The organism is Streptomyces sp. Ru62, from assembly GCF_002920615.1.
GTDB lineage: Bacteria > Actinomycetota > Actinomycetes > Streptomycetales > Streptomycetaceae > Streptomyces.
This window is the reverse complement of record NZ_PQSU01000017.1, coordinates 183,316-206,129: the sequence shown is the minus strand read 5'-3', so window position 1 is coordinate 206,129 and position 22,814 is coordinate 183,316. Positions and strand designations below refer to the sequence as shown.

Below are 22,814 nucleotides of genomic sequence, written 5' to 3'. Positions count from 1 at the left end.
CTGTTGACGGGAATGCGGTCAACAGGAAGGAGGACCGTCGCGATGACGACTTCCGTGAGGCGCCTGCCGGGGTGGGCCAAGGCCGTGGCGGCGCTCGTGCTGGTGCTCGCCGTACTGTTCGCCGGTATCCGGCTGGCCGTACTGCCCGGCATCAAGGACCTGTTCGGCACCGAGACCCATGACCGTTCCGGCCCGGCTCTCCTCAAGTCCATCCAGGACATGAGCCGTTACGACGCGGCGTCGGGCAACTTCCAGGTCGTCGTGGACCTGGACAAGGACGCGAAGTTCCTGCCCGACGCCATCCGCGGCAGCCGCACCCTGTACGTCGGCGCGGGCACCGTGGACGCCTACGTCGACCTGGGCCGGGTCGGCGAGAAGGACGTGACGGTCAACGGCGACCGTACGTCCGCCACCATCCGGCTGCCGCACGCGCGGCTCGGCAGGCCGGCCCTCGACCCCGACCACTCCTACGCCGTGTCCAAGCAGCGCGGGCTGCTGGACCGGCTCGGTGACCTGTTCTCCGACAACCCCAACAGCGAGCAGGCCGTGCAGCAGCTCGCCGTGCGGCACATCGGGGACGCCGCGCGCACCAGCGGGCTGACCGCCCGCGCCGAGCGCAACACCACCGGCATGCTCCAGGGCCTGCTGCGCTCCCTCGGTTTCACGGAGGTGCACATCGCGTACGGCACCTGATCAGGAGCCCAGGATCCCCGGCAGGGCCAGCGCCCCCAGCACGGTCGCGCCCACCAGCAGCCAGGCCACGTAGTCGCCGACGTGCCCGGACTGCAGGCGCCTGAGGGGTGCGGCCCAGTCGGGCGCGGCCACCCAGCCCGGGCGGCTGACCGCGAGACCCGCCAGCGCCGTGGCCAGCGCGGTGGAGGCCACGCCGAGCAGGACGCCGGCAAGGGTCCAGTGCGCGGAGGCGTGGGCGCCGCCCGAGCCGGCCTCGTTGACGGAGCGGGCGACCAGGGCGCCGAAGCCGGGGGCCACCCCGACGGCGAGGGCGGCGGCCAGCAGTACGGCGGGCACGGTCGTCATGGTGTCCGGGATCCGGCGCAGCGGACCCGACGTCTCGGGTTCCTCGTCGGAGCCGCTGGTCTCGTACTCCGCGTCCTCCGGGCGCGGCCCGAGGCCCAGGAAGACGCGGGCGGTGACCCGCAGGACCGCGCCGGCGGTGATCGCGGAGGCGGCCACGTACACCACGGTGAACGGGCCGCCGACCGCCTCCTCGGTGATCGCCTTGCCCAGCGCCGTACCGAACGGCGGCAGGCCGGCCAGGCCGAGGGCGCCGACGGCGAACATCACGGCGGTGGCGCGCAGCTGCCCCCGGGCCCGGCCGTGCAGCGCGTGCTCGTCGACGCTGCCGAACCGGTCCAGCAGGACACCCGCGCAGGCGAACAGCGCGGCCTTCACTCCGGCGTGGCCGAGGAGGTACAGGGCGACCCCGTCGTCGCCCTCGGGGGTGAGGACGCCCAGGCCGACGAGGAACAGGCCGGTGTGGGAGACGGTGGAGTAGGCGAGGAGCCGTTTGATGTGCCGCTGGTGCCAGCACATGACGGCGCCGGTCACGGCCGTGAGGCCGCCGAGCGTCACCAGGGCGCGGGTCAGGTCGGCGGCGGGGATGCCGCCGGGCCCGGCGAAGACCGTGCCGTACACCCGCCACACGCCGTAGGCGCCGAGTTCCACCATGACGCCGGACAGGAGCATGCAGACCGGGGTGGGGGCGACGGCGTGCGCGTCCGGGAGCCAGAAGTGGAAGGGCACGGCCGCCGCCTTCACCAGCAGCCCGGTCAGCACCAGCACGAAGGAGGCGAGGACCAGCGCGTCCGGCCCGCCCTGCCCGGCGGCGGCGTCGAGCCCGCGGCCGATCTTCGCCATGGCCAGTTCGCCGGTACGGGCGTACAGCAGGGCGATGCCCATCAGCATCGCGTACGCGCCGAGGGAGTTGACGATCCCGAAGGTCAGGGCGCCCTGGACGGCCTTGGCCTCGTCGATGCGGTAGCCGGTCAGGGCGTAGGCGACCACGCTCATCAGCTCGAAGAACACGAACGCGTTGAACAGGTCGCCCGCGACGGCGAAGCCGCACATGGCGCCCTGGAAGACCAACATCAGCGCGGTGAAGGAGCCGGTGCGGTCGCGCGGGGGCTCGTCGAAGTACCGCCAGGAGTAGGCGAGCGCGGCCAGGGTGAGCAGTGAGGCCAGCGCGGCCATGCCGAGCGCCGGGCCGTCCCCGGTCACGAGGATGCCGACGCTCTCGCCGTCGACGGGCAGCCAGCCGCCGACCCACTCGACCATCGGCGGGGCCGAGTTCAGCAGCAGGACGAGCGCCAGGGCGGCCGTACCGCCGGAGAAGACGAACCCGGTGATCTCGGCGGCGATCCTGGGGAGATGGCGGCCCGTGGCCACGAGCAGGGCGGCGCCGAGCAGCGGGATCGCGACGAGCAGCGGGATCAGGTGGTGCATCAGCCGCGCAGCTCCCGCAGTTCGTCGGGGTCGACCGTGCCGTGCCGTTTGGCGATCTGCAGGACGAGGGCGAGCAACAGCGCGGTGACGGTGGCGCCGACGACCACGTCGGTGAGGGTGAGGGCCTGCACCACCGGGTCGACCACCGGCCGGGAGCCGGGCTTGATGTCGGAGAAGACGGGCGCGGTGCCGCCGTCGCGGTAGCCGACCGCCAGCAGCAGGACGTAGGTGGCGGACTGGCAGACCGCGAGGCAGCCGACGGCGTGGATCAGGTTCCGGCTGGTGGCGAGGCCGTAGCAGCCCGTCAGGAAGATGTAGGCGGCGACCAGGTACGGAAGGACGTGCATCACGGTGTTCCCTTCCTGCGTTCCCTCTCGGTCTGCTCCCCCTCGATCTCGACGGCCTGGTCGAGGAAGTGGGCGAGCAGGACGACGACCGCGCTCGCCACCTCCATGCCGATGGCCGCGTTCAGCAGGGGGACGGTGCCGCCGGACGACAGCGTGTTGAAGGTGCCGTAGGGCAGCAGGGTGTTGGCCAGGAACGCGGTGCCGGCGAGGACTCCGGCGGCGCCGAGCACGAGGTAGGAGGCCACGGCGAGCGCGTCGGTGGTCTCGTGGACGCCGAGCGGGCGGACGCGTTCCAGCGCGTGGTAGTCGGCGCCCAGGTAGAGCAGGTGCAGGGCGGTCGCGGCGACGACCCCGCCCTGGAAGCCGCCGCCGGGGCTGAGCTGGCCGTGGGCGATGACGTACAGGCCGGTGACGAGGGCGACGGGCAGCACGAGCAGGGCGTAGCGGCGGACCGGGCGGGCCACGTCGGCGGGTTCGGGCCGTGCCCGGTGCTCGTCGCGGGCCTCGCGCAGCAGCACCACGCAGCCGAGGACGGCGGCGAACAGGATGCTCATCTCGCCGAGGGTGTCGTAGGCGCGCAGGTCGAAGTTGACGGAGGCGATGGTGTTCGCGGTGTGCCGGGAGAGGGAGGCGTGGACGGCGCGGTCGCCGTACGGGTGGCGGGTCCCGCCGAAGCCGGGCAGGTCGAGGCAGGCCGCGACGAGCAGGGCGGCCAGGCCCGCGCCGCCGACGGCCAGCAGCCACAGCCGCATCCGGTTCACCCTCCCCCCTCCTTCGAGCGGCCCCGGCGTCTGACCTTGCGCACCGACAGCATGATCAGCAGGGGGGTGAGGGCGGAGCCGACGGCGAGCTGGGACAGGCCGACGTCCGGGGCCTGGAGCACGGTGAACAGCGCGGCCAGCAGCACCCCGAGGAAGGACAGCACGAGCGCCTGCCGGGCGGGGTCGCGCTGGACCACGGCCGCGGTGGCGGCAGCGGCCACGAGCAGCAGGACGACGACGATCAGGGCGTCGGACACACGGCACCCGCCTTCGGCATGCCGGCGGGCACGCGCCCGCCGCGCGGGGCGTGCCGGCCACCGGCCGCGCCCCGCGTCCCGTCGGCCACGGCCCACCCGGCCGCGCCGCCGCCCGTCGCCCGGCCGGCCACCACGCACCCGGCGCCCGGGACTCCCCCGGCACCGGCCACGCCTTCCGTCCCGTCAGCCACCCCGCACCCCCCGGAACCCGCCCGCCAGGGCGCGGGAGGCGATCAGGTTGCCGCTGATCAGCAGGGCGCCGATCACCAGGAGCTTCACCGTGGCCCGGCCCGGCGCGCCGGCCACGCAGAGGGCGAGCACCACCGCCGCCCCCATGCCCGCCGCCGTCCAGGTCAGCGCCCACGCGCCCGGGCGTTCCCCGGCCAGGTCGTCGGAGAGCAGCCGGGCGAAGACGAGCGTGCCGACCGGGCCGAGCAGGGCCAGCAGCAGGGCGAGGTCGACGTAGGAGGGACGGCCGTAGCCCTGGGCGAGGAGCAGCAGGGCCGGGCAGACGGCGGAGGTGGTGAGGTTCTGGGCGATGACCCGGCGGGCCGGCGGGCCGGTGGTCACGCCCCAGAGGGCGGCCGCGCCTGCCCCGCCCAGCTCGACGGTCGCCGCGAGGATCCAGCCGTTCACCGCCAGTTCACCGCCCGCCGGCCGGTCCGGGCGAGGACCGCGCCCACGGCGGCACAGCTCGCGCCGACGATCCGCTCCAGGGTGTCGACCGTGCTGATCAGCACCAGCCAGAGCAGTGCCAGCACCACCCACCAGGCGAGGAGTTCACCGGCGGCGAGGAGGACCGCTCGGGGTGCCGTACGGCGGGTCATGCAGCACCTCCTCGGTCCGCTGTGCTCGGATACGCGGCGATGTGTCCGCAGTGCCGCTGGGGGCATCCAAGCACCGCGGGGCCCGGGCGGGAGCGGCGGCACGCGGGTCCGCACCCGGAGTGCCCCTCAGGCGTGAACGGAAACCACGGGTGCGGGGCCGGGCGGCGGGCATCCTGGGCCGTGGTGCGGGTAACCGACGTTCGGAACGCGGAAGTTGACGAGTGGAGGAGCACATGGCCCGTACCGTGCCGCGCCTGCCGGAGATCCTGCGCTCCGCCGGGAAACGGCAGCCACCCGAGGAGGTCCGCCCCGCCCGGCAGCCGGCCGACGAGGTCCGCCCCCGGTCCACCGGGAAGTGGTGGCCGGCCGAGAAGGTACGCCCCCGATTCGCCCGGAAGCGGCGCCCGGACCAGGACACCGGGAAGCGGCGACCCGCCGGAGAGGGTCGCCCCCGGCACGTGTGGCCGCTGCCCGTCCGGCTGCTGGCGATCCTCGTCGCCTTCGCGTGCATGGTCGCGTTCGCCGTCGCCCTGGCCCGCATCACCCTCCAGCCGTCGCCCGCGTCGGTGCCGCTGACGCACAGCAACCTGCACCCGGGCCGCTCGCTCAGGGCCTATCTGGAGCAGGCCTCGCTGCGGGACGCGCTCCGGCAGCTCGGCGGCAACCTGTTGCTCGGCGTGCCGTTCGGGGTGCTGGTGCCGGTCCTGGCGCCGCGTGCCCGGGGCGTGCTCCAGGTGCTCGCGCTGACGGCCCTCGTGATGCTGATGGTGGAGCTGGTCCAGGGCGCACTGGTCACCGGGCGGGCCTTCGACATCGACGACGTCATCCTCAACACGGCCGGGGCGCTGCTGGGTTGGCTGCTGCTGGGGCGGCGGCTCGGACGGGGGGTGCACCGGCGCGTGCGCGAGCCGTCCGCCGGCTGATCGTCAGCAGCAGGTCTGTACCAGAGTATTGACGGCCCCTTATCTCACTCCTTAAATCAAGAAGCGCACCGCTCACACCCCCACATGAACGGAGAGCCATGGCCTCCCCACGCCTGCTTCGCAGATGTCTCCTGGCCGCCCTGTCCGCGGCGCTGATCGGCTCGGCCGCCGTCGGCCCGGCGCGCGCCGACACCGCCACCCCCGCGGCGGCGGCCGTCACCACCTTCTCCGACACCTTCGACGGGCCCGCGGGCGCCGCGGTCGACTCCTCGAAGTGGACCCTGGAGACCGGCGACAACGTCAACAACCACGAGCGGCAGTACTACACCTCGGGCACGAAGAACGCGGCCCTGGACGGCCAGGGCCATCTGGTGATCACGGCCCGCAAGGAGAACCCGGCCGGCTACCAGTGCTGGTACGGAAGCTGCCAGTACACCTCCGCCCGGCTGAACACGGCCGGGAAGTTCAACGCCCAGTACGGCCATGTGGAGGCGCGGATGAAGATTCCGCGCGGCCAGGGCATGTGGCCCGCGTTCTGGATGCTCGGCACGCCGGTGAACTGGCCGGACTCCGGTGAGATCGACGTGATGGAGAACGTCGGCTTTGAACCCTCGACCGTGCACGGCACCATCCACGGCCCCGGCTACTCCGGCTCGGGCGGCATAGGCGCGGCCTACTCGCTGCCGAACGGGCAGGCCTTCGCGGACGCCTTCCACACCTTCGCCGTCGACTGGGCACCGGACTCGATCACCTGGTCGGTGGACGGCAACGTCTACCAGCGGCGCACCCCGGCCGACCTGGGCGGCAAGACCTGGGTGTTCAACAAGCCGTTCTTCCTGATCCTGAACCTCGCGGTCGGCGGCTACTGGCCGGGCGACCCCGACGGCTCGACGCAGTTCCCGCAGACGCTGGTGGTGGACTCGGTGTCGGTGACGACGAGCGACAGCGCCGCCGGCGTGCCGATCCGCGGCCTGGCCGGCAAGTGCGTGGACGTCGCCGGCGCCAACCCCGCGAACGGCACCCCGGTCCAGCTCTACGACTGCAACGGCACGGCCGCGCAGGCGTGGACGGTGGGCTCGGACGGCACGCTCCGGGCACTCGGCAAGTGCCTGGACGTCAGCGGCGGCGGCACCGCCGACGGCACGCCCGTCCAGCTGTGGGACTGCAACGGCAGCCCCGCCCAGAAGTGGGCCCTCCCGGCGGCCCGCGACATCGTCAACCCGCAGGCGAACAAGTGCCTGGACGTGACCGGGAACAACTCGGCCAACGGGACCCGGCTGCAGATCTGGACCTGCACGGGCGGCGCCAACCAGAAGTGGACGGTCGGCTGAGCCTGCCCCGTCGGCCGGTCAGTGCAGCGTCCAGGTGTACTTGTCGCCGCCCACCCAGCGGACCGCGTCCGGGTCGTCCAGGTCGTGGATGGGGATGCCGTAGGAGGCGGCCGTCTCCAGCACGTCCGTGATGGTCCTGGCCTCACCGACCACCTGACCGTCGATCTCCATGATCCGGAAGGGCGGCTCGCCGTGCCGGCCCGGGCATACACCGAGGACCAGGATCCGCGGGTGGGAGATGTGGGGAGCTCCTTGTTCGGTCATGCCATCGAGGGTAGAACGCAACCCGCGCCGGCGGGTCATCCACCGGAGCCGTCGAGGAGATCGAGGACGGCCGCCTCGACGGCCCCCTGTGTCGCCGGACGCCCGAACTGCCCGTGTTCGCCCAGACGGGTGAGCACGGGGGCGACGGTCACGCCCTGCTCGAACAGCTCGAAGACCTTCGGGTCGATGTACGACGTCCGGCACACCGCGGGCGTGTTGCCCAGGTAGTGGCTGACCTCGCGGACGGCCCGGGCGATCTGCCGGCGCCGGGCGGCCTCGGTCGCCCGCGCGCCCCGCGCGGTCACGGAGACCGCCACGGCGGCCAGCACGGTGGCGTGCCAGGTGCGGAAGTCCTTGGCGGTCACGTCGGTGCCGGACAGCCGGCGCAGGGCCTCGTTGAGGTCGTCGCCGTGCAGGTCGTGCCAGGCGCCGCGGTCCCGGTAGGCGAGGAAGCGGTCGCCGCCGCGCGGGCGGCGCAGCAGGGACCGGGCGACCGCGTGCACCTGGTCGTCGACGAGGGCGCGGACCATCTCGGTACCGCCCTTGGCCGGGTAGCCGAAGGTGATCTCGCCGCGTGCGCAGCTGACGTGCTCGCGGAGCATGGTCGTCAGGCCGTAGGTCTCGCTGGTGCGGGTGTGCCGGTCGCTGCCGATGCGGAAGAAGCCGAGGTCGAGCAGGCGGACCGCGCAGGCGGTGACCCGGTCCCGGCTCAGCCCGCGCCCGGCCAGGTCCAGCGCCACCTTGGCGCGCAGCTCGGGCAGGGCCCGCGCCACCTGCCGTACGTGCTCGTGCTTGGCCTTGTCCTGCTCCGCCCGGAACCGCTCGTGGTACAGGTACTGCCGGCGCCCGGCGTCATCGGTGCCGACGGCCTGGAGGTGGCCGTTGGGCCAGGGGCATATCCACACGTCGCGCCAGGCGCGCGGGATGGTCAGGGCGCGGATGCGGGCGAGCTGCCCGGGGTCGGTCAGCGGCTCGCCGGCGCTGTCGAGGTAGCGGAAGCCCCGGCCGCAGCGGACGCGCCGGTGGCCGGGGCCGTCCGGCGAACTGGTACGCAGCCTCACCGCGGTCTCCCCCCGGCCTCCCCGTGCCTTCCCCGCCGCCTCAGGGCCGGCGCCAGTCGTCGCTGGTCAGATGGGAACCGGCCTGCGGACCCATGCGCAGCATGCCGCCGTCGACGCTCCACGAGGCACCGGTGACGTAGGAGGCGTCCGGGCTCGCGAGGAACGCGATCACGGCGGCGACCTCGCGGGCGTCGCCGGGCCGGCCGAGCGGTACGCCGGGGCGGCGCTCGGCGCGCACGTCGGTGTCCTCCTGGCCGGTCATCGGGGTGGCAATCTCGCCCGGCGCGACCGCGTTCACGGTGATGCCGTACTCGGCCAGCTCCAGGGCCATCACCTGGGTGAGCAGGCCGAGCCCGCCCTTGGCCGCGCAGTACGGGGCCGCGCCGACCCGGGGCTGGTGCTCGTGCACGGAGGTGACGTTCACGATCCGGCCGCCGCCGCCCTGCCGGATCATGCGCCGCGCGGCCCGCTGCCCGAGCAGGAACGGTCCCACCAGATCGACGTCCAGGACCCGGCGCACATCGGTGAGCGTCAGGTCGAGGTAGGGGGTCATCGTGCCGGTGCCGGCGTTGTTGACGAGGACGTCGATCCGGCCGAGCTCCTCACACAGCTCGTCCACGGCGTCGGCGGCCTCGGGCAGCCGGGTCAGATCCAGCCGGCTCACGGCGGCGCGGCGGCCGTGCGCGCGGACTTCCTCCGCCGTCTCCTCGGCGCCCTTCTCGTCCGTGTGCCAGGTGATGCCGACGTCCAGGCCCGCCTCGGCCAGCCGTACGGCGGTGGCCCGGCCGATGCCGCTGTCCGCGCCGGTCACCACGGCCGTTCGCTGCGCATCCGGTACGGACATGACGAGCCTCCTCACGGTGGGTCACGTGGACGGGTCACGCAGTACCCGGGGGTGGTGGCGGCAAACGGCCCCGCCGTGGTGGGCACGAAGGTCACGGGCCGCGGGTGATCCGCGGCCGGCCGCGTTCCCCGCGCCCCTCGGGGGAGCCTGGTGCACCCTTGGTTCTCATGGACCCCGTCGCCGCCCTCGACCGGATCGCGTTCCTTCTGGAGCGGGCGCTCGCGCCCACCTACCGGGTACGGGCCTTCCGTACCGCCGCCCGGACGCTGGCCGCGCTGCCCGAGGGCGAGGTGGCCGAGCGGGCCGCCGCCGGGACGCTGGAGTCGCTGAAGGGGGTCGGGCCGAAGACCGCGCAGGTGGTGCGGGAGGCGCTGGGCGGTGAAGTGCCCGGGTACCTGCGCAAGCTGGAGGAGGAGGCCGGGGCGCCGGCCGGCGCCGAGGCGGCCGGGGCCGGGCTGCGGGCGCTGATCCGCGGGGACTGTCACACGCACTCGGACTGGTCCGACGGCGGCAGCCCGATCGAGGAGATGGGGCGGGCGGCGGCCGGGCTGGGGCACGAGTGGACCGCGCTCACCGACCACTCGCCCCGGCTGACCGTGGCCCGTGGGCTGTCGCCCGAGCGGCTGCGGGAGCAACTGGCGGTGGTCGCGGAGCTGAACGCGCGCTGGGCGCCGTTCCGGCTGCTCACCGGCATCGAGTGCGACATCCTGGAGGACGGCTCGCTGGACCAGGAACCGGAGCTGCTGGAGCGGCTGGACGTGGTCGTGGTGTCGGTCCACTCCAAGCTGCGGATGGACGCCCGCTCCATGACCCGGCGGATGGTCGCCGCCGTGCGCGATCCGCACGCCGACGTCCTCGGGCACTGCACCGGGCGGCTGGTGACGGGCCGGGGGCGGCCCGAGTCGCAGTTCGACGCGGACGAGGTGTTCGCCGCGTGCGCCGAGTCGGGGACCGCCGTGGAGATCAACAGCCGTCCGGAACGGCTGGACCCGCCCCGGCGGCTGCTGCGCCGGGCGGTCGAGGCCGGGGTGCTGTTCTCGGTCGACACCGACGCGCACGCGCCCGGCCAGCTGGACTGGCAGATCCTCGGCTGCGCCCGGGCCGAGGAGTGCGGTGTGCCGCCCGAGCGCGTGGTGACCACCTGGTCGGCCGACGAGCTGCTGGGCTGGACGCGCGAGGCCCGGCTGCCGGCACGCGTGGCGGGTTCCGCGCGTGGTACCCGCTCCCGGAGCTGACAGCGAGGACCTGGGCTGACAGGAGGACCCGGCGCCCACAGCGACGACCTGGGCCTGACGGGAAGGACCCGAGGCCCACAGCGAGGACCTGGGCCTGACAGGAAGACCCGGGCTGACAGAGAGGACCTGGGATGGACCGCGCCGCCGTCTTCGACGTCGACGGGACCCTCGTCGACACCAATCACCTGCACGTCGTGACCTGGTGGGAGGCGTTCCGGCAGGCGGGTCACGAGGTGCCCATGCACGCCGTGCACCGGGCCGTCGGCCTCGGCTCCACCGACCTCGTCGCCCATCTGCTCGGCGACGACCGGGACCGGGACCAGGACGCCGAACTGAGCGCCGCGCACACGGCACTGTACGGCCAGTACTTCGACCGGCTCCCCGCCCTGCCCGGGGCCGGCGAGCTGCTGCGGCGGCTGCACGGGGACGGCTGGACGGTGGTCCTCGCCACCTCGGCGAGCGGCGCCGAGCTGGGTGCGCTGCGCCGGGCGATCGACGCGGACGACGCCATCGCGGCCACGGCGAGCGCGGACGACGTGCGGGAGGGCAAGCCGGCACCGGAGCCCGTGGAGCACGCGCTGGAGCTGGCCGGGGTGCCGGCCTCGCGGGCCGTGTTCGTCGGGGACACCGTGTGGGACATGCGGGCCGGCAGCAAGGCCGGGGTGCGCTGCGTGGGCGTGCTGTGCGGCGGCATTCCCCGGGCAGATCTGGAGGAGGCGGGGGCGGAGGCGGTGTACGCGGACCCCGCGCACCTGCTGGCGCGGCTGGCCGACAGCCCGCTGGCCTGAGCGGTTCCGGCGGTGACGCACGTCACGTGGGGGGCCGGAACACCTGGGTGTGGTTGCCCGTTGAACAAGCCGTGGGTGCGGATGGGACAGTGTCCCCGGGCCTCACCTTTTGCCCACAGGGACGATCGTCCGGCTGAAGCCCTGTGGAGCGTCTCGCCGAGAGGCGACCGCCATCCGCCCCACCACCTGACCGCCCCGGTCGTGATTCCCCCGTCACGGTCGGGGCTTCCTCATGCCGCCCCCGTGCCGCGTGTGCCGCCGCGGCGCCCGGGTACCCGGCCGCTCGTCGCAGCCTCCGCCGCACCGACGAGAGGAGCCGAAGGTGAGCAGCTCAGCGGGCAGCAGGGTCGTCGTGACAGGCGCCACCGGCAACGTCGGGACGAGTGTGGTGCGCCTGCTCTCCGAGGACCCGGACATCAAGTCCGTGCGCGGGCTGGCCCGGCGGACGCCCGAGTGGTCGCCGCCGAAGACCGAGTGGTCCGCCGTGGACCTCGCCGGGGACCGGGCGAACCTCGCCGAGCGGTTCGAGGGTGCCGACGCCGTGATCCATCTGGCCTGGGCCTTCCAGCCGACGCACGATCCGGCCACCACCTGGCGGACCAATGTGCTCGGCAGCATCCGGGTGTTCGAGGCGGTCGCCGCGGCCCGGGTGCCGGTGCTGGTGCACGCCTCCTCCGTCGGGGCGTACTCGCCGGGCCCGAAGGACCGCCCGGTGGACGAGTCCTGGCCGACGCACGGCTGGCCGGACGCCGCGTACTGCCGGGAGAAGGCCTACCTGGAGCGCACGCTGGACGTGTTCGAACGCGACCACCCCGAGGTGCGGGTGGTCCGGATGCGCCCGGCCTTCCTGTTCAAGTGGGAGTCGGCGAGCGAGCAGCGGCGGATCTTCGGCGGGCGGTTCCTGCCCGGTCCGCTGGCCCGGCCGGACCTGCTGCCGTTCCTGCCGGACATCCCCGGTCTGCGGGTACAGGCCCTGCACACGGACGACGCCGCCGAGGCCTACCGGCTCGCGGTGCGCTCGGACAGCGCCCGGGGCGCCTTCAACCTGGCCGCCGATCCCGCGCTGGACGCCGGTGTGCTCGCCGAGTTGCTCGGCTCCCGGCCGGTACGGCTGCCGCGTACGGCGGCCCGCACGGCCATCGCCGCCGCCTGGGGGCTGCACCTGCTGCCCGCGTCGCCGCACCTGTTCGACGCCGTGCTGCGGCTGCCGCTGATGGACTGCGCGCGGGCGCGCGCCGAACTGGGCTGGGAGCCCCGGCACACGGCGACCGAGGTGATCCAGGAGTTCCTGGACGGCCTGCGCAAGGGCGGCGGGATGGAGACCGAGCCGATGCGCGGGCGGAAGGTCGGCTGAGCCCGTCCGGAGCACCCAACGAGCCGACGAGGAGCGGAGAGGACCATGACAGCGCGGAAACCTGGTTCCGGGTCCGGGGCCGAGCAACGGCCGGTACCCCGGGACATGCCCGACCAGCAGGCCCGGCCCGAAGAGGACCCGTGGGACGTGTCCCCGAGGCACGCGGCCGGCGAACCGGACGAGGACGTCGCACCGGACACGGACGAGGCCGGCACCGGCCCCCGGGGCGCGTCCCGGCCGGCCCCGGCACAGTCGGAACACCCGACGCCGGACGAGCCGTCGGACTGATCGCGGGGCCGCGCGCCCGATGCATCGGGGCAGCGCTCTCTGCCGGCCCAGGGTCCGGCAGCCATCGGCTCCCCCCGGGACACGTCGGCCAGGACCCGGCGGGCCCGGCTCAGGCCGGACAGGGCGGCCGGTTCCAGGGCACGGCGGCTTCGCCCACGGCGCGGGTCGCCCAGGGCGCGCGACCTCACCCGGCGGACGTCGGCCCGGTCCCGGAGCGCCTCGGCCCGCCCCGGCCGCCTCAGTGCGGGGCGCGTTCCTGGAGTGCTGTCCGCCAGGCGGGCAGCCGGTCCTCGGTGACCGGTTCGGGGCGGCGCCCGCCGCTGGCGAAGAAGTCGGCGAGCGGCAGGATCGCGGCGCCGACGGTGACCGCGTCCGGGCCCAGCCGGCCGAGGTCGATCGTGACCTTGTCCGCCGGGTGCCGCAGGGCGTACGTGGCCGCGTGGCGGCGTACGGCGGGCAGGAACCGCGTGCCGAGCTGGAGCCCGGCCCAGCCGCCGATGAGGATCCGCTCGGGCTGGAAGAGGTTGATCAGATCGGACAGGCCGGCGCCCAGGTACTCGGCGGTCTCCTCCAGCACGGCCAGCGCGACCGGGTCCGCCGTACCGCCCTCGGACGGGTACGCGGCGGCGAGCATCGCGGTGAGCGCGGTCTCCTCGTCGGTGTCCTCGGGCGGCCGGCCGCCCTCCTCGCGCCAACGGGCGAGCAGCGACTCGGCGCCCGCGTATGCCTCCAGGCAGCCCGGCGCACCGCAGCGGCAGCGGCGCCCGCGCACCCGTACCGTCAGATGGCCCCACTCCACGGCCCGCCCGTGCTCCACCTCGGGGGTGACCAGGCAGGCGCCGACGCCGGAGCCGAAGAGCACGACGACGGCGTTGCGGGCGCCGCGTCCCGCGCCGAACCACATCTCGGCCTGGCCGAGCGTCTTGGCCCCGTTGTCGATGAAGTACGGCACCCCGTCGGGGAGCCGGGAGGCCGAGCGGAGCAGCTCCTCCAGCGGGACCGCGTCCCAGCCGATGGTCTGCCCGTGCACGACCGCCCCGCGGTCCGGGGTGTGCTCCACGATGCCGGGGACCCCGACACCGACACCGAGCAGCCGGTCGGGGGCGGCCTGTTCGGCGGTGAGGACCTCGGCGACGCCGTCGCGGATGTGGCCGGCGATGACGTCGACGTCGTAGCCCTGCGGGGTCAACGGGCGCTCGACGCGGGCCAGTTCCGTGAGGGCCAGGTCGAACAGCTCGACCCGGACGCGGGTCTCGCCGACGTCCACGCCGATCATCTGGCCGCTGTGCGGGGCGACGCGCAGCAGCGTGCGCGGCCGGCCGCCGTCGGAGTCGACGCTGCCGGCCTCCTCGACCAGTCCGTCGGCGATCAGGTCCGCGACCACGTTGCTGACCGAGCCGGAGCTGAGTCCGGTGGCCGGGCCCAGCTCGAACCGGCTGAGCGGGCCGTCGAAGTACAGCCGCTGGAGCACCGCCGTCCGGTTGCCTCGTCTCAGGTCGCGTACCGTGCGCCCGTTGCGCGCCGCCATGTGGCTCCCTTCACGAACCCTGCCCGACCTGCAACATACCCCTTCGGACAGCCGGGGCGCGACATTCCGCCAACCCTTAGTTCACGCTATGAGCTAAGGCGGAGACCTTTGATCTCGTCCAGCGCGGCGACAAGTTCCGGCCCGACGGTCTCCCGGGTCCACCGGCGCCGCTCCGCGTCGACCGCCCGGGGAACCGTCTCGACCAGCATGATCAGGTAGAGATAGGCGCGGTAGAGCGCGAGCCGCAGCCGCTCCGAGCGGTCGAAGCGGACGCGGCCGCCGGCGTCCCGGTAGCCGGCGAGGAAGTCCTGGTCCTTCTCGATGTCGTCCAGCAGGGCGAGGGAGACGAAGTCGGCGACCGGGTCGCCGAAGAACATGCGCTCGCCGTCGACGAGTCCGCCGACGCGGGGTCCGGCGGGGGTGCGGTGGACCAGGATGTTGCCCGGCCACAGATCGAAGTGGACCACGCGCGGGACGGTGACCTCGTCCAGCACGTCGTGACCGGAGCGGAGGGTGCGGGCCACCTCGTCCACGGGGCACGGCAGGTCGGCCGCGTAGTCGCGGGCGTCGGCCAGCACGGCGTCGGTCATCGCGGTGAACGCCGTCCGCCAGTCCGGGGCGAGCGGGCCGAGCGCGCCGGACGGGTAGCCGAAGCCGGGGCCGGTCACCCGGTGCAGCCGGGCCACGTGGCCGCCCAGCTCCCGGCGCAGCGCGGCCCGTTCGGCGGCGGTGAGGGAGTCGTCCCAGGGGGTGCCGGGGCAGTGGGTCTGCAGGATGTGCCGTGCGGCGGGGCCGCCGTCGGTGTGCACGGTGCGGGGTGCGGGGACACCGGCCTCGGCGGCGGCGCGGCAGAACTCCTCCTCCGAGCGCAGCAGCCGGGACTCGTAGCGCAGGCCCGGCCCGTCCGGCGCGGTCTTCAGCACATAGCGGCGGCCGTCGGTGAGCCGTAGTTCCTCGACGGTGTTGTAGGTGCCGCCGCCGAGCGGGCGCACCCCGCCGGGCCGGGCGGGCGGCAGACCCGCAGTGGCCAGGATCCGCCGGGCCCGTTCCTCCGTGTCCCGCACCCCGCACCCCTCCCCCGGCGGCTCAGCCCGCCGCGTACACGTCCTCCACGTAACGCCCGTCCGTCACCAGCGTGTCGAGCCAGCGTTCGGCCGCGGCCTCGTCGGCGCCGGGGGTCCGCTCCCGGTACAGGGTACGGAAGGCGGCGCGGACGCCGGGAGCCATCCGGGCGCCGTCGCCGCAGACGTACACGCGGCCACCGGCGTTCAGCAGCTCCCAGACCTCACCGGCCTCGGCGGCGATGCGGTGCTGGACGAAGGCGGCACCGTTCTCGGGCGCGGCGCTGAAGGCCGGCCGCAGCGAGACCGCGCCGGCCCGCTCGGCGGCCCGCAGCTCCTCGGCGTGCAGATAGTCGGCGTCCGGGGCGTCGCAGCCGAAGTAGAGCAGCGCCGTGGGGAGTTGGACGCCGGTACGGCGGGCGGCCAGGCGGTCGGCGACGGCACCCCGGAACGGGGCGAGGCCGGTGCCGGCGGCGACCATCACGACGGGTGCCGCGTGGTCGATCCGGAATGCCTCGCGGCAGGGCTGGACACGGGCGTACACGGTGTCACCGGGCCGCAGGGAGGCCAGGTGACCGGAGCCGGTGCCGCGGTGGCGGCCCTTGCCGGACCGTGCGGGGGCGTCGAGCACGGACACCATCAGGTCGGCGTGGCGGGCGTCGGCCGCCGGTGCGGAGGAGATGGAGTAGTGGCGGGGACGCAGCGGGGTCAGCAGGTCGAGCAGGAGCGGCCAGTCCAGGGCACCGCGCAGGGCGGGGTGGTCCTCGGCCAGCTCCACCAGGGTGCGCGGATCGTCGCCGGGCAGGGCGGCGAGGGCGGCGCGCTCGGGCGGGCAGGGGTTGGCCTGGGCGAGGAGGGACAGCCGGCGGCCGGTCGGCCGTTGCTGCAATTCGACGTGATGGGTGAGCAGTTGCCGTACCGTCAGGGGCCGGTCGACGGCGAGGCGGTCAGGGCGCGGACGGGTGGGCCGGATGTCCAGGACGGCGTCGGCGTCGAGGCCGAAGGCTGCGAGGGCGCGGTCCACCAGTTCGGGCGCGTTGGCGGGCAGCACGGTCAGGTGGTCGGCGGTGCGGTAGGTGACGCCCTCGGGCAGGGCGACGCGCAGGAACCGCTTGGTGCGCGGATGACCGGGCGCGGTGAGGTCGTACGCCTCGGTGACCGTCATCGGGACCAGCCCGTGCCGCTCGGCGAGGGCGTCCAGCGGACCGCCGGTCAGGGTGCGCACCTCGTAGGCGTGGGCGGGCTCGTCCAGGGTGGCGTGGGTGGCGTCCGGGTCGCCGTGTTCCTGGAGGAGGGCGGTGCGCAGCCGGGTCGTGAACTCCCGTACGGCGCCCGTGAGATCCCCGGAGGCGTCGGCGGCGGCGCGCTCGGTGAGCCGGGTGGCGCCGAGTTCGGCGAGGCGGGCGTCGATCCGGGTGGGGACCTGCTGGTAGGTGGCGGCCCAGTTGCGGTCGCCGACGCCGAGGACGGCGTAGGTCACTCCGGTCAGGTCGGGGGTGCCGTCGAGCCAGGCGGTGAAGGCGCGGGCGTCGTCGGTGGGGCGGCCGTTGTAGGAGGCGGCGGCGATGACGACGGGCCGGTCGGTGGGCAGACCGTCCGCGTAGGCGTCCAGGGCGGCGACCTCGGTGGCGCAGCCGACGGCGGCGGCCTCGTCGGCGAGCCGGGCGGCGAAGTCCCGGCAGGTGCCGTAGTTGCTGCCGTGCAGGAAGAGGGCGCGGGTGCCGGGGCGGACCCGGGCCGGGAGGGTGTCCGGGGCGGGGGTGCCGGCGGCGGGCACGGCGGCGGCGCCGGGCAGGGACGCGTGCACGCGGTCGGCGGAGGTGCGCGGGGTGAGCGTGAGGGTGAAGCCCTCGGGCTTGAGGGTGAGCGTCTCCTTCACGGTGAGCCGGTAGTCCGCGTGATCGTGCAGCCGGTAGCGGTGGACCAGCAGGGCGAGCAGCATGGTCGCCTCGTGCAGCGCGAACTGCCGTCCGATGCAGGCGCGTTCACCGGTGCCGAACGGCTTGAAGGCGTGCACCGGGCGGGCCGCCTCGGCCTCGGGGGTGAACCGCTCCGGGTCGAACAGCTCCGGGTTGTCGCCCCAGACGGGCCGGCGGTGCAGCATCGGGGTGAGCACGGTGACGGCCTGGCCGGCGCGCAGCGGGATCCGGCCGCCGAGCAGGGTGTCCTCACGGGCGTGTCGGCTGAACGCGGCGGCCGTCGGCCACAGCCGCAGCGCCTCGTTGAGGACCTGGCGGGTGTAGGCGAGCCGGCCGATGTCCTCGTACGCCGGCTCGGGGTCGGCTGTGTCCCCCCACAGCGCGTCGGCCTCGCGCTGCACGAGCCGGAGTACGGCCGGGTGCTTGGCCAGGTAGTAGAGGGCGAAGGACATCGCGCCGGACGTGGTCTCGTGGCCGGCGATCAGGAAGGTGATGACCTGGTTGCGGATGTTGGCCGCGTCCAGGGTGGTGCCGTCGGCGGGGTGCGGGGCGCTGAGCATCAGGCCGAGCAGGTCCTCGGCACCGCTCTGGTCGGTGCCGGTGCGGGCGGCGATGACGTCGTCCACGACCCGGGCGAGGTGGTCGGCGTCCGCCCGGAAGGCCGCGTCGGCCGCCGCGTGGCCGGTGCCCGGGGTGCGGGCCAGCCGGGTCATGCTCCACTCCAGGCAGCGGACCATCGACTCCACGAAGGGGTGCGGCTCGGCGCGCTCGAACGACCCGAAGTCGTAGTCGAATCCGGCGAGTCCGATGGTGTCGAGGGTCATCCGGGTCATGTCGTCGGGCACGTCGACGGGCCGGCCGGCCCGCGCCGCACGGTCCCAGGCGTCGATGAGCCGCCGGGCCACCCTCAGCATCACCGGGTGGTAGGTGCGCATCGAACCCAGCGCGAAGGCGGGCATCAGGATGTCGTGCGCCTTCGCCCAGTTGGGCTCGTCGTTGTACGCCGTGAACAGGCCGTCGGCGGCGAACTCCCGCACGTTCCTCAGGGCGGGCCCGACGTGCTTGGCGAACCGCTCCTCGTCGGCCAGGTCGGCGACCAGGTCCGCGTCGGCGACGAACATCACGTCCCGCCCGTGCAGCCGCCGCACCAGCACCGGGCCGTGCTCCCGCATCAACGCCATGGTCTGCTGGATGGGGGTGCTGCCGGGGCCGGTGGCGGTGATGTCGACGACGGGGACGCCGGTCAGGGTTCCGGCCGGTTCGGGGCGCAGTGCGGTGGGGGGCATGGCGCGGCAACTGCCTTTCGCGGTAACGGACGTACTGCGTTCCAGGGTGGTCGACGGGCGGAGGGCGCCGGGGCCGTGGCACTACACGATCGTGCAGTGGAAAGTGGCCGCGGGGACTTGCGCGCCCCGGGTCCCTGCGGCCAGGGGCCGGGCCCTCCCTGCCGAGTTGCCGCTGACCTGGTGTTTCCTCTTGGATGAGATGCCATGGAAGCGGGACGGGCCGACGCGGTGGTGTGGCGCAACCGTGCGCTGATGCTGTTCGACCGGGTGGCGGTACCGGTGGCCGTGTGCGATGTGTGCGGCCAGGTCGTCCTGGCGAACCCCGCCATGGCGGCGGAGTGCGGTACGGCCCCTGGGCGGCTGCGCGGCCGGCATGTCCTGGAGCTGTTCCGCCCGCAGGAGGCCGGCCAGGTGGAGCGGATCGCCAAGGCGCTGCGGCTGCGGCACCGCTCCCGTTACCAGGTGTCGGTGTGCTGGCGGGCGCCCGGCGGAGCCGAGCGGCACGGGGAGCTGACCGCGGACCCGGTGAGCGACAGCGTGGAGGAGACACCGGCGCTGCTGGTGATGCTGCGGGTCCTGGGCGAACGCCCCGCACCGGAACCGGAGCCGGTACGGGTCACGGATACGGAGCGACGGGTCCTGGCCCTGCTGGCCGGCGGCGCCACGACGGCCCGCGCCGCCCGCGAACTGGGCCTCACCAGGGACGGCGTCACCTACCACCTGCGCCGCCTGTCGGCACGCTGGAACGCGACGAACCGCACGGAACTGGTCGCCCGGGCCTACGCGACGGGGGTACTGGCCACGGGGGTGTGGCCACCGGAGCCGGGGACGGCGACGGACGGGCAGTGAGCAGCGGGCGGGCACGCCGGGGGCATGAAGGGAGGGCGGAGCGGCGCGTGCGGGGGACGGTGACGGCGGCCGGGACGGAAGAGCAGTTCGGCGGTGGTGTCGCGGTGGGGGTGTCCAAGCAGCGGCAGCGCTTCGTGGCGGCACCCGTCGAAGCCATGGCGACAGCATCCGCGGCGGCAGGCCACCGGGAACCTCAGCCGCTGCGCTCCGGCGGGATCTCCACGACGGCGGCGCGCGTGGGAGCCGTGGACATGGGGCCCCCAGGGTCGGCGGCGGTGCCTGTGGGAGCCGTGCCCGCGAGGTCCCCGGGATCGGCGGCGGCCCCCGTGGGAGCCATGGACGTGGGACCTCCGGGATCGGCCGCGGCGCCCGCCGGAGCCGTGGACGTGCGGCCCCCGGGACCGGCCGCGGCGCGCGGGGGAGGAGGGACGGTCGGTGGCGGGGGGAGTCTCGCCGTTCCCGCGCCCTCCGGGGAGCCGAAGCGGGCCAGGGTGTGCCAGACCATCTTGAGGTCCTGGAGGTCGTACCGGGCGGTGCGTGCCGCGTCGCCGATGACGCGGGGGGTGATGAGGCCGTGCTCGGCGATGCGGGCGCCGAGGTCGGCGTACTCGGGGCCGCGGTAGTCGGCGTGGCGGCGCAGCTCGGTGACGGTGAGGCGGTAGCCGGGGTGCCAGATGAGCGGGAAGGGCAGGCGCCGGGCGGCCGTCTCCACCGGTGTGCCCCGGTAGCTCGCGTCCAGTACCAGCGCCTCCACGTCCCGGTCGAGCAGCACACCTCCGTGCACATGGGCCTCGATGTAGTCGTTGAGGGCGTCCTGCTCGTCGGCCTCGGCGAGGGCGATCAGCGGCATGGCGCCGGCCACACCGAAGTCGCCGGGCCCGGCCGAGCTGTCCGGGTAGCAGAAGGTGGCCCGGGCCAGGACCGCTCCGGAGAGCCTGAGGTGCGAGGAGCCGAAGCGGGGGGCCGCGCCGACCACCTGGCGCCGGAAGTCCAGCGCGCCGTACACCGGGCGCTCGGCCGGGTCGGCGTCGTCGTAGGTGCCGCCGAAGATCCGGCTCTCCCAGCGCGTCCGGTCGCCGCCCGGGTGCGCGGTGAGGCCGCCGTTGCTGGTGCCGGTGACGAACTGCGAGTGGTAGGCGCCGTCCCGGGCCAGGGACTCCAGGATCGGCAGTCCGCCGGAGATCCGGTCGGGGTGGAAGTTGACCGTGATGCGCAGGCCGGGGTCGAGCGGTGGGCCGGACACGGTGCCCCTGACATGGTCCAGCGCTCGCCGGGCACGCGGCGGCAGCCCGGGCAGCCTCCCCCGGAAATCCATTGGCTCACCCCCGTGCAGCTAAATACGATAGCCCTCAACCTAGAGCATCTAGGCTCGTTGACACTGGCAATCCGGAAGGATCTCCCCCATGAGATCGCTCACCGAGCAGGACATCCGCAACTCGTTCATCAACTGCTCCAAAGGCGAGGCGAAGCGCCTGGCCGTCCCGCGCGATCTCGGTGACCGCCCCTGGGACCATCTGGACTTCCTCGGCTGGCGCGATCCAGGCGCCCCCGACCGCAGCTATCTGGTCACGGAGCGGGAGGGCCGGCTCGTCGGCGTGGCCCTGCGCTTCCCCGCCTCTCACCACGGCTTCCTGCACCGGAGCATGTGCTCGCTGTGTCTGACCACGCATCCCGGCGGCGGGGTGTCGCTGATGACCGCACGGAAGGCGGGCGCGGCAGGCCGGGAGGGCAACTCGGTCGGGCTGTACATGTGCACCGACCTGGCCTGTTCGCTGTACGTGCGCGGCAGGAAGACCCCCGAGTCCGGCACCCGGTTCGAGGAGAGCCTGACCCTGGAGGAGCAGATCGCGCGCACGACGGGCAACCTGGCCGCTTTTATCGACAAGCTTTTCGCGTAACCATCTGGCCTGAATCAGGCGGAACCAGCTCACAAACGGCTACGTTCGACGCACCCGATGAACGGGAACAGGCCAAGGGATGCGCGAACGAAAGTTGACCACGGGACTACTGCGCCTGGCGAAGCGCCGCCGGGAGCCGGTGGTCGTCCAGACGCTACGGTCGGCCGCGGCCGCGACGGTCGCCTACGTGATCGCCCTCAGACTGAGCCCCGAGCCGGCCCCGCTCACCGCGCCGCTGACCGCGTTGCTGGTCGTCCAGGTGACCTTCTACGCCACGCTCACCAACGGCATCCGCCGGGTGAACTCCGTGGTCGCCGGTGTCCTGGTCGCCATCGCCTTCAGCGTGCTGGTGGGCCTGACCTGGTGGAGCCTCGCCCTGCTGATCGTCGCCGCGCTGGCCGTGGGACACCTGGTCCGCGTCGACGAGTACGTCGCCGAGGTGGCGATCAGCGCCATGCTGGTGCTCGGCGTCACAACGGTCGGGTTCACCGCCTGGGCGCGGATCGTCGAGACGCTGATCGGCGCGGTCGTCGGCACCGCCTGCAACCTGCTGCTGCCACCCCCGGTGTGGGTGGACGAGGCCGGCCGGTCCATCGAGGACCTGGCCCGCCGGGTACGCCAGCTCATGCTGCGGATGGGCGAGGAGGCGGGGGGCCGGATCCCCTGGGAGCGGGCGGCCGAGCGGCTGCACGAGGCGCGCCGGCTGGACCACGACATCGTGCAGGTGGACGCGGCCCTGCGGCAGGCGGAGGACAGTCTGCGGCTCAATCCACGCGTGAAGGAGGGACTGCTGCACCGGGTGGTGCTGCGCACCGGTCTGGACACGCTGGAGATCTGCACGGTGGTGCTGCGGGTGCTGGCCCGCTCGTTCACGGACCTGGCGAAGGCCCGTGGGCCGGAGGAACTGTTCCCGTCCCGGGTGGGGGCGACCGTGGAGCAACTGCTGTCGGAGATCGCCGACGCGGTGGTCAGCTTCGCGGTGCTGGTGACGACCCATCTGAGCGAGAACGCCGAGTCGGCGGAGGCACGGCTGTCGGCCGAGCTGCACACGGCGGCCGGCACCCGGGACCGGCTGGCCGAGCTGCTCCAGGAGGAGATCCGCAAGGACTGGGCGCACTGGCAGCTGCTCGGGGCGGTCCTGACCGAGACCACCAGGATCATCGACGAGCTGAACACCGAGCACCGCACCCGCCGCCTGCTGGAGGAGCTGGACCGGGTCTCGCGCGGGCACCGGGCCAAGCTGCCCCGGCTCGCCTGGCTGCGTGACCGCCTCGGAATCCAGGAGGAACTGTGGCGGAACCGCGCGGGGTTCGGTGAGCGTTATCGGTGAGGAAGGTGCCGGGGCGGTCCGGCGACACGGACGAGGAAGCGACGGACGGCCGCTGACGGCACCGGAGGATGCGGAACGCACGGAGACGACCGCTGACGGAACCGCAAGACACGGAACGCACGGAGACGACCCCTGACCGCACCGCAAGACACAGGACGTACGGATGGCCGCTGACCGCGCCGGGGGCGAAGGAGCGTACG

General features: G+C 74.1%; 23 protein-coding genes. 10 read left to right on the top strand and 13 right to left on the bottom strand.

The genetic code is table 11. The features are described 5' to 3' along the window. Positions 1-42: 42 nt before the first annotated feature. Positions 43-693 (top strand): DUF4230 domain-containing protein, encoded by a 651-nt coding sequence (locus tag C3492_RS24100; protein ID WP_181140518.1) that lies wholly within the window; start codon positions 43-45, stop codon positions 691-693. Here C3492_RS24100 and C3492_RS24095 read toward each other — a convergent pair whose 3' ends face one another. The 6 genes from C3492_RS24095 to C3492_RS24065 all read right to left on the bottom strand — a co-directional run bounded on the left by C3492_RS24095 (position 694) and on the right by C3492_RS24065 (position 4,655). Beyond that, on the bottom strand, positions 694-2,463 hold the full coding sequence (locus tag C3492_RS24095) for a complex I subunit 5 family protein (RefSeq protein WP_103813891.1): 1,770 nt from the start codon (positions 2,461-2,463) through the stop codon (positions 694-696). Then, positions 2,463-2,810, bottom strand: a complete 348-nt coding sequence (locus tag C3492_RS24090; protein WP_103813889.1) for a sodium:proton antiporter — start codon at positions 2,808-2,810, stop codon at positions 2,463-2,465. Before C3492_RS24090 ends, C3492_RS24095 begins: the two co-directional genes overlap by 1 nt. Continuing rightward, the gene (locus C3492_RS24085; protein WP_181140526.1) at positions 2,810-3,562 is read right to left on the bottom strand and encodes an MnhB domain-containing protein; all 753 of its coding nucleotides are present in this window, start codon (positions 3,560-3,562) and stop codon (positions 2,810-2,812) included. The genes C3492_RS24090 and C3492_RS24085 overlap by 1 nt, the downstream gene beginning before the upstream one ends. 5 nt (positions 3,563-3,567) lie before the next feature. Next, positions 3,568-3,828: a hydrogenase subunit MbhD domain-containing protein gene (locus C3492_RS24080; protein WP_103813885.1), complete on the bottom strand. Its 261-nt coding sequence runs from the start codon at positions 3,826-3,828 to the stop codon at positions 3,568-3,570. A 183-nt stretch (positions 3,829-4,011) separates the two neighbouring features. Then, positions 4,012-4,464 (bottom strand): MrpF/PhaF family protein, encoded by a 453-nt coding sequence (locus C3492_RS24070; RefSeq protein WP_103813881.1) that lies wholly within the window; start codon positions 4,462-4,464, stop codon positions 4,012-4,014. Next, positions 4,461-4,655, bottom strand: a complete 195-nt coding sequence (locus C3492_RS24065) for a hypothetical protein (RefSeq protein WP_103813880.1) — start codon at positions 4,653-4,655, stop codon at positions 4,461-4,463. Before C3492_RS24065 ends, C3492_RS24070 begins: the two co-directional genes overlap by 4 nt. A gap of 233 nt (positions 4,656-4,888) precedes the next feature. On the opposite strand from C3492_RS24065, the gene C3492_RS24060 reads away from it, so the two are divergent. Both C3492_RS24060 and C3492_RS24055 read left to right on the top strand, forming a co-directional pair. Next, positions 4,889-5,578, top strand: coding sequence for a VanZ family protein (locus C3492_RS24060; RefSeq protein WP_258055852.1), 690 nt, complete (start codon positions 4,889-4,891; stop codon positions 5,576-5,578). Positions 5,579-5,676: 98 nt separating this feature from the next. After that, a complete protein-coding gene (locus tag C3492_RS24055; RefSeq protein WP_103813876.1) occupies positions 5,677-6,909 on the top strand; it encodes a glycoside hydrolase family 16 protein in 1,233 nt (410 codons plus the stop codon). An 18-nt stretch (positions 6,910-6,927) separates the two neighbouring features. Here C3492_RS24055 and C3492_RS24050 read toward each other — a convergent pair whose 3' ends face one another. From C3492_RS24050 to C3492_RS24040, 3 genes are read right to left on the bottom strand one after another with little or no spacing between them, the layout of a single operon-like run. Continuing rightward, complete coding sequence (locus C3492_RS24050) at positions 6,928-7,173, bottom strand: hypothetical protein (protein ID WP_103813874.1); 246 nt, start codon at positions 7,171-7,173, stop codon at positions 6,928-6,930. 35 nt (positions 7,174-7,208) lie between these two features. After that, complete coding sequence (locus C3492_RS24045; RefSeq protein ID WP_103813872.1) at positions 7,209-8,234, bottom strand: DNA topoisomerase IB; 1,026 nt, start codon at positions 8,232-8,234, stop codon at positions 7,209-7,211. 40 nt (positions 8,235-8,274) lie between these two features. Further along, positions 8,275-9,078 carry an SDR family oxidoreductase gene (locus tag C3492_RS24040; RefSeq protein WP_103813870.1) on the bottom strand — a complete coding sequence of 268 codons (804 nt, stop codon included), beginning with the start codon at positions 9,076-9,078 and terminating at the stop codon, positions 8,275-8,277. A gap of 167 nt (positions 9,079-9,245) precedes the next feature. Between C3492_RS24040 and C3492_RS24035 the strand changes: the two genes are divergently transcribed. The 4 genes from C3492_RS24035 (at position 9,246) to C3492_RS24020 (ending at position 12,743) form a co-directional block, all read left to right on the top strand. Further along, on the top strand, positions 9,246-10,313 hold the full coding sequence (locus C3492_RS24035; protein WP_103813868.1) for a PHP domain-containing protein: 1,068 nt from the start codon (positions 9,246-9,248) through the stop codon (positions 10,311-10,313). Positions 10,314-10,444: 131 nt separating this feature from the next. After that, the gene (locus C3492_RS24030) at positions 10,445-11,101 is read left to right on the top strand and encodes an HAD family hydrolase (protein WP_103813866.1); all 657 of its coding nucleotides are present in this window, start codon (positions 10,445-10,447) and stop codon (positions 11,099-11,101) included. Between the two features lie 322 nt (positions 11,102-11,423). Continuing rightward, positions 11,424-12,455, top strand: a complete 1,032-nt coding sequence (locus C3492_RS24025; protein WP_103813864.1) for an SDR family oxidoreductase — start codon at positions 11,424-11,426, stop codon at positions 12,453-12,455. Between the two features lie 105 nt (positions 12,456-12,560). Then, positions 12,561-12,743, top strand: a complete 183-nt coding sequence (locus C3492_RS24020; protein ID WP_103813862.1) for a hypothetical protein — start codon at positions 12,561-12,563, stop codon at positions 12,741-12,743. 238 nt (positions 12,744-12,981) lie between these two features. Here C3492_RS24020 and C3492_RS24015 read toward each other — a convergent pair whose 3' ends face one another. The 3 genes from C3492_RS24015 to C3492_RS24005 all read right to left on the bottom strand — a co-directional run bounded on the left by C3492_RS24015 (position 12,982) and on the right by C3492_RS24005 (position 18,537). Then, positions 12,982-14,271: an ROK family transcriptional regulator gene (locus tag C3492_RS24015; RefSeq protein WP_103813860.1), complete on the bottom strand. Its 1,290-nt coding sequence runs from the start codon at positions 14,269-14,271 to the stop codon at positions 12,982-12,984. An 86-nt stretch (positions 14,272-14,357) separates the two neighbouring features. Then, positions 14,358-15,335: a phosphotransferase family protein gene (locus C3492_RS24010; protein WP_103813858.1), complete on the bottom strand. Its 978-nt coding sequence runs from the start codon at positions 15,333-15,335 to the stop codon at positions 14,358-14,360. Between the two features lie 22 nt (positions 15,336-15,357). Continuing rightward, a complete protein-coding gene (locus tag C3492_RS24005) occupies positions 15,358-18,537 on the bottom strand; it encodes a cytochrome P450 (protein WP_103813856.1) in 3,180 nt (1,059 codons plus the stop codon). Positions 18,538-18,741: 204 nt separating this feature from the next. Here C3492_RS24005 and C3492_RS24000 point away from each other — a divergent pair, with 204 nt between their 5' ends. Further along, the gene (locus C3492_RS24000) at positions 18,742-19,386 is read left to right on the top strand and encodes a PAS domain-containing protein (RefSeq protein WP_103813854.1); all 645 of its coding nucleotides are present in this window, start codon (positions 18,742-18,744) and stop codon (positions 19,384-19,386) included. Positions 19,387-19,579: 193 nt separating this feature from the next. Here the strand turns inward: C3492_RS24000 and C3492_RS23995 are convergent, their stop codons facing one another. Continuing rightward, positions 19,580-20,701 carry a DUF3626 domain-containing protein gene (locus tag C3492_RS23995; protein WP_258055850.1) on the bottom strand — a complete coding sequence of 374 codons (1,122 nt, stop codon included), beginning with the start codon at positions 20,699-20,701 and terminating at the stop codon, positions 19,580-19,582. Positions 20,702-20,789: 88 nt separating this feature from the next. Here C3492_RS23995 and C3492_RS23990 point away from each other — a divergent pair, with 88 nt between their 5' ends. Together C3492_RS23990 and C3492_RS23985 are read left to right on the top strand one after the other, a co-directional pair. Then, positions 20,790-21,284, top strand: coding sequence for an FBP domain-containing protein (locus C3492_RS23990; RefSeq protein ID WP_103813853.1), 495 nt, complete (start codon positions 20,790-20,792; stop codon positions 21,282-21,284). A gap of 79 nt (positions 21,285-21,363) precedes the next feature. Then, positions 21,364-22,614: an aromatic acid exporter family protein gene (locus C3492_RS23985; RefSeq protein ID WP_181140517.1), complete on the top strand. Its 1,251-nt coding sequence runs from the start codon at positions 21,364-21,366 to the stop codon at positions 22,612-22,614. Positions 22,615-22,814 lie beyond the last annotated feature (200 nt).

Coding starts and splice junctions, on each gene's coding strand:
- C3492_RS24100 (WP_181140518.1), top strand. CDS start 43: ATGACGACTTCCGTGAGGCGCCTGCCGGGGTGGGCCAAGGCCGTGGCG.
- C3492_RS24095 (WP_103813891.1), bottom strand. CDS start 2,463: ATGCACCACCTGATCCCGCTGCTCGTCGCGATCCCGCTGCTCGGCGCC.
- C3492_RS24090 (WP_103813889.1), bottom strand. CDS start 2,810: ATGCACGTCCTTCCGTACCTGGTCGCCGCCTACATCTTCCTGACGGGC.
- C3492_RS24085 (WP_181140526.1), bottom strand. CDS start 3,562: ATGCGGCTGTGGCTGCTGGCCGTCGGCGGCGCGGGCCTGGCCGCCCTG.
- C3492_RS24065 (WP_103813880.1), bottom strand. CDS start 4,655: ATGACCCGCCGTACGGCACCCCGAGCGGTCCTCCTCGCCGCCGGTGAA.
- C3492_RS24060 (WP_258055852.1), top strand. CDS start 4,889: ATGGCCCGTACCGTGCCGCGCCTGCCGGAGATCCTGCGCTCCGCCGGG.
- C3492_RS24055 (WP_103813876.1), top strand. CDS start 5,677: ATGGCCTCCCCACGCCTGCTTCGCAGATGTCTCCTGGCCGCCCTGTCC.
- C3492_RS24050 (WP_103813874.1), bottom strand. CDS start 7,173: ATGACCGAACAAGGAGCTCCCCACATCTCCCACCCGCGGATCCTGGTC.
- C3492_RS24040 (WP_103813870.1), bottom strand. CDS start 9,078: ATGTCCGTACCGGATGCGCAGCGAACGGCCGTGGTGACCGGCGCGGAC.
- C3492_RS24035 (WP_103813868.1), top strand. CDS start 9,246: ATGGACCCCGTCGCCGCCCTCGACCGGATCGCGTTCCTTCTGGAGCGG.
- C3492_RS24030 (WP_103813866.1), top strand. CDS start 10,445: ATGGACCGCGCCGCCGTCTTCGACGTCGACGGGACCCTCGTCGACACC.
- C3492_RS24020 (WP_103813862.1), top strand. CDS start 12,561: ATGCCCGACCAGCAGGCCCGGCCCGAAGAGGACCCGTGGGACGTGTCC.
- C3492_RS24015 (WP_103813860.1), bottom strand. CDS start 14,271: ATGGCGGCGCGCAACGGGCGCACGGTACGCGACCTGAGACGAGGCAAC.
- C3492_RS24005 (WP_103813856.1), bottom strand. CDS start 18,537: ATGCCCCCCACCGCACTGCGCCCCGAACCGGCCGGAACCCTGACCGGC.
- C3492_RS24000 (WP_103813854.1), top strand. CDS start 18,742: ATGGAAGCGGGACGGGCCGACGCGGTGGTGTGGCGCAACCGTGCGCTG.
- C3492_RS23995 (WP_258055850.1), bottom strand. CDS start 20,701: ATGGATTTCCGGGGGAGGCTGCCCGGGCTGCCGCCGCGTGCCCGGCGA.
- C3492_RS23990 (WP_103813853.1), top strand. CDS start 20,790: ATGAGATCGCTCACCGAGCAGGACATCCGCAACTCGTTCATCAACTGC.
- C3492_RS23985 (WP_181140517.1), top strand. CDS start 21,364: ATGCGCGAACGAAAGTTGACCACGGGACTACTGCGCCTGGCGAAGCGC.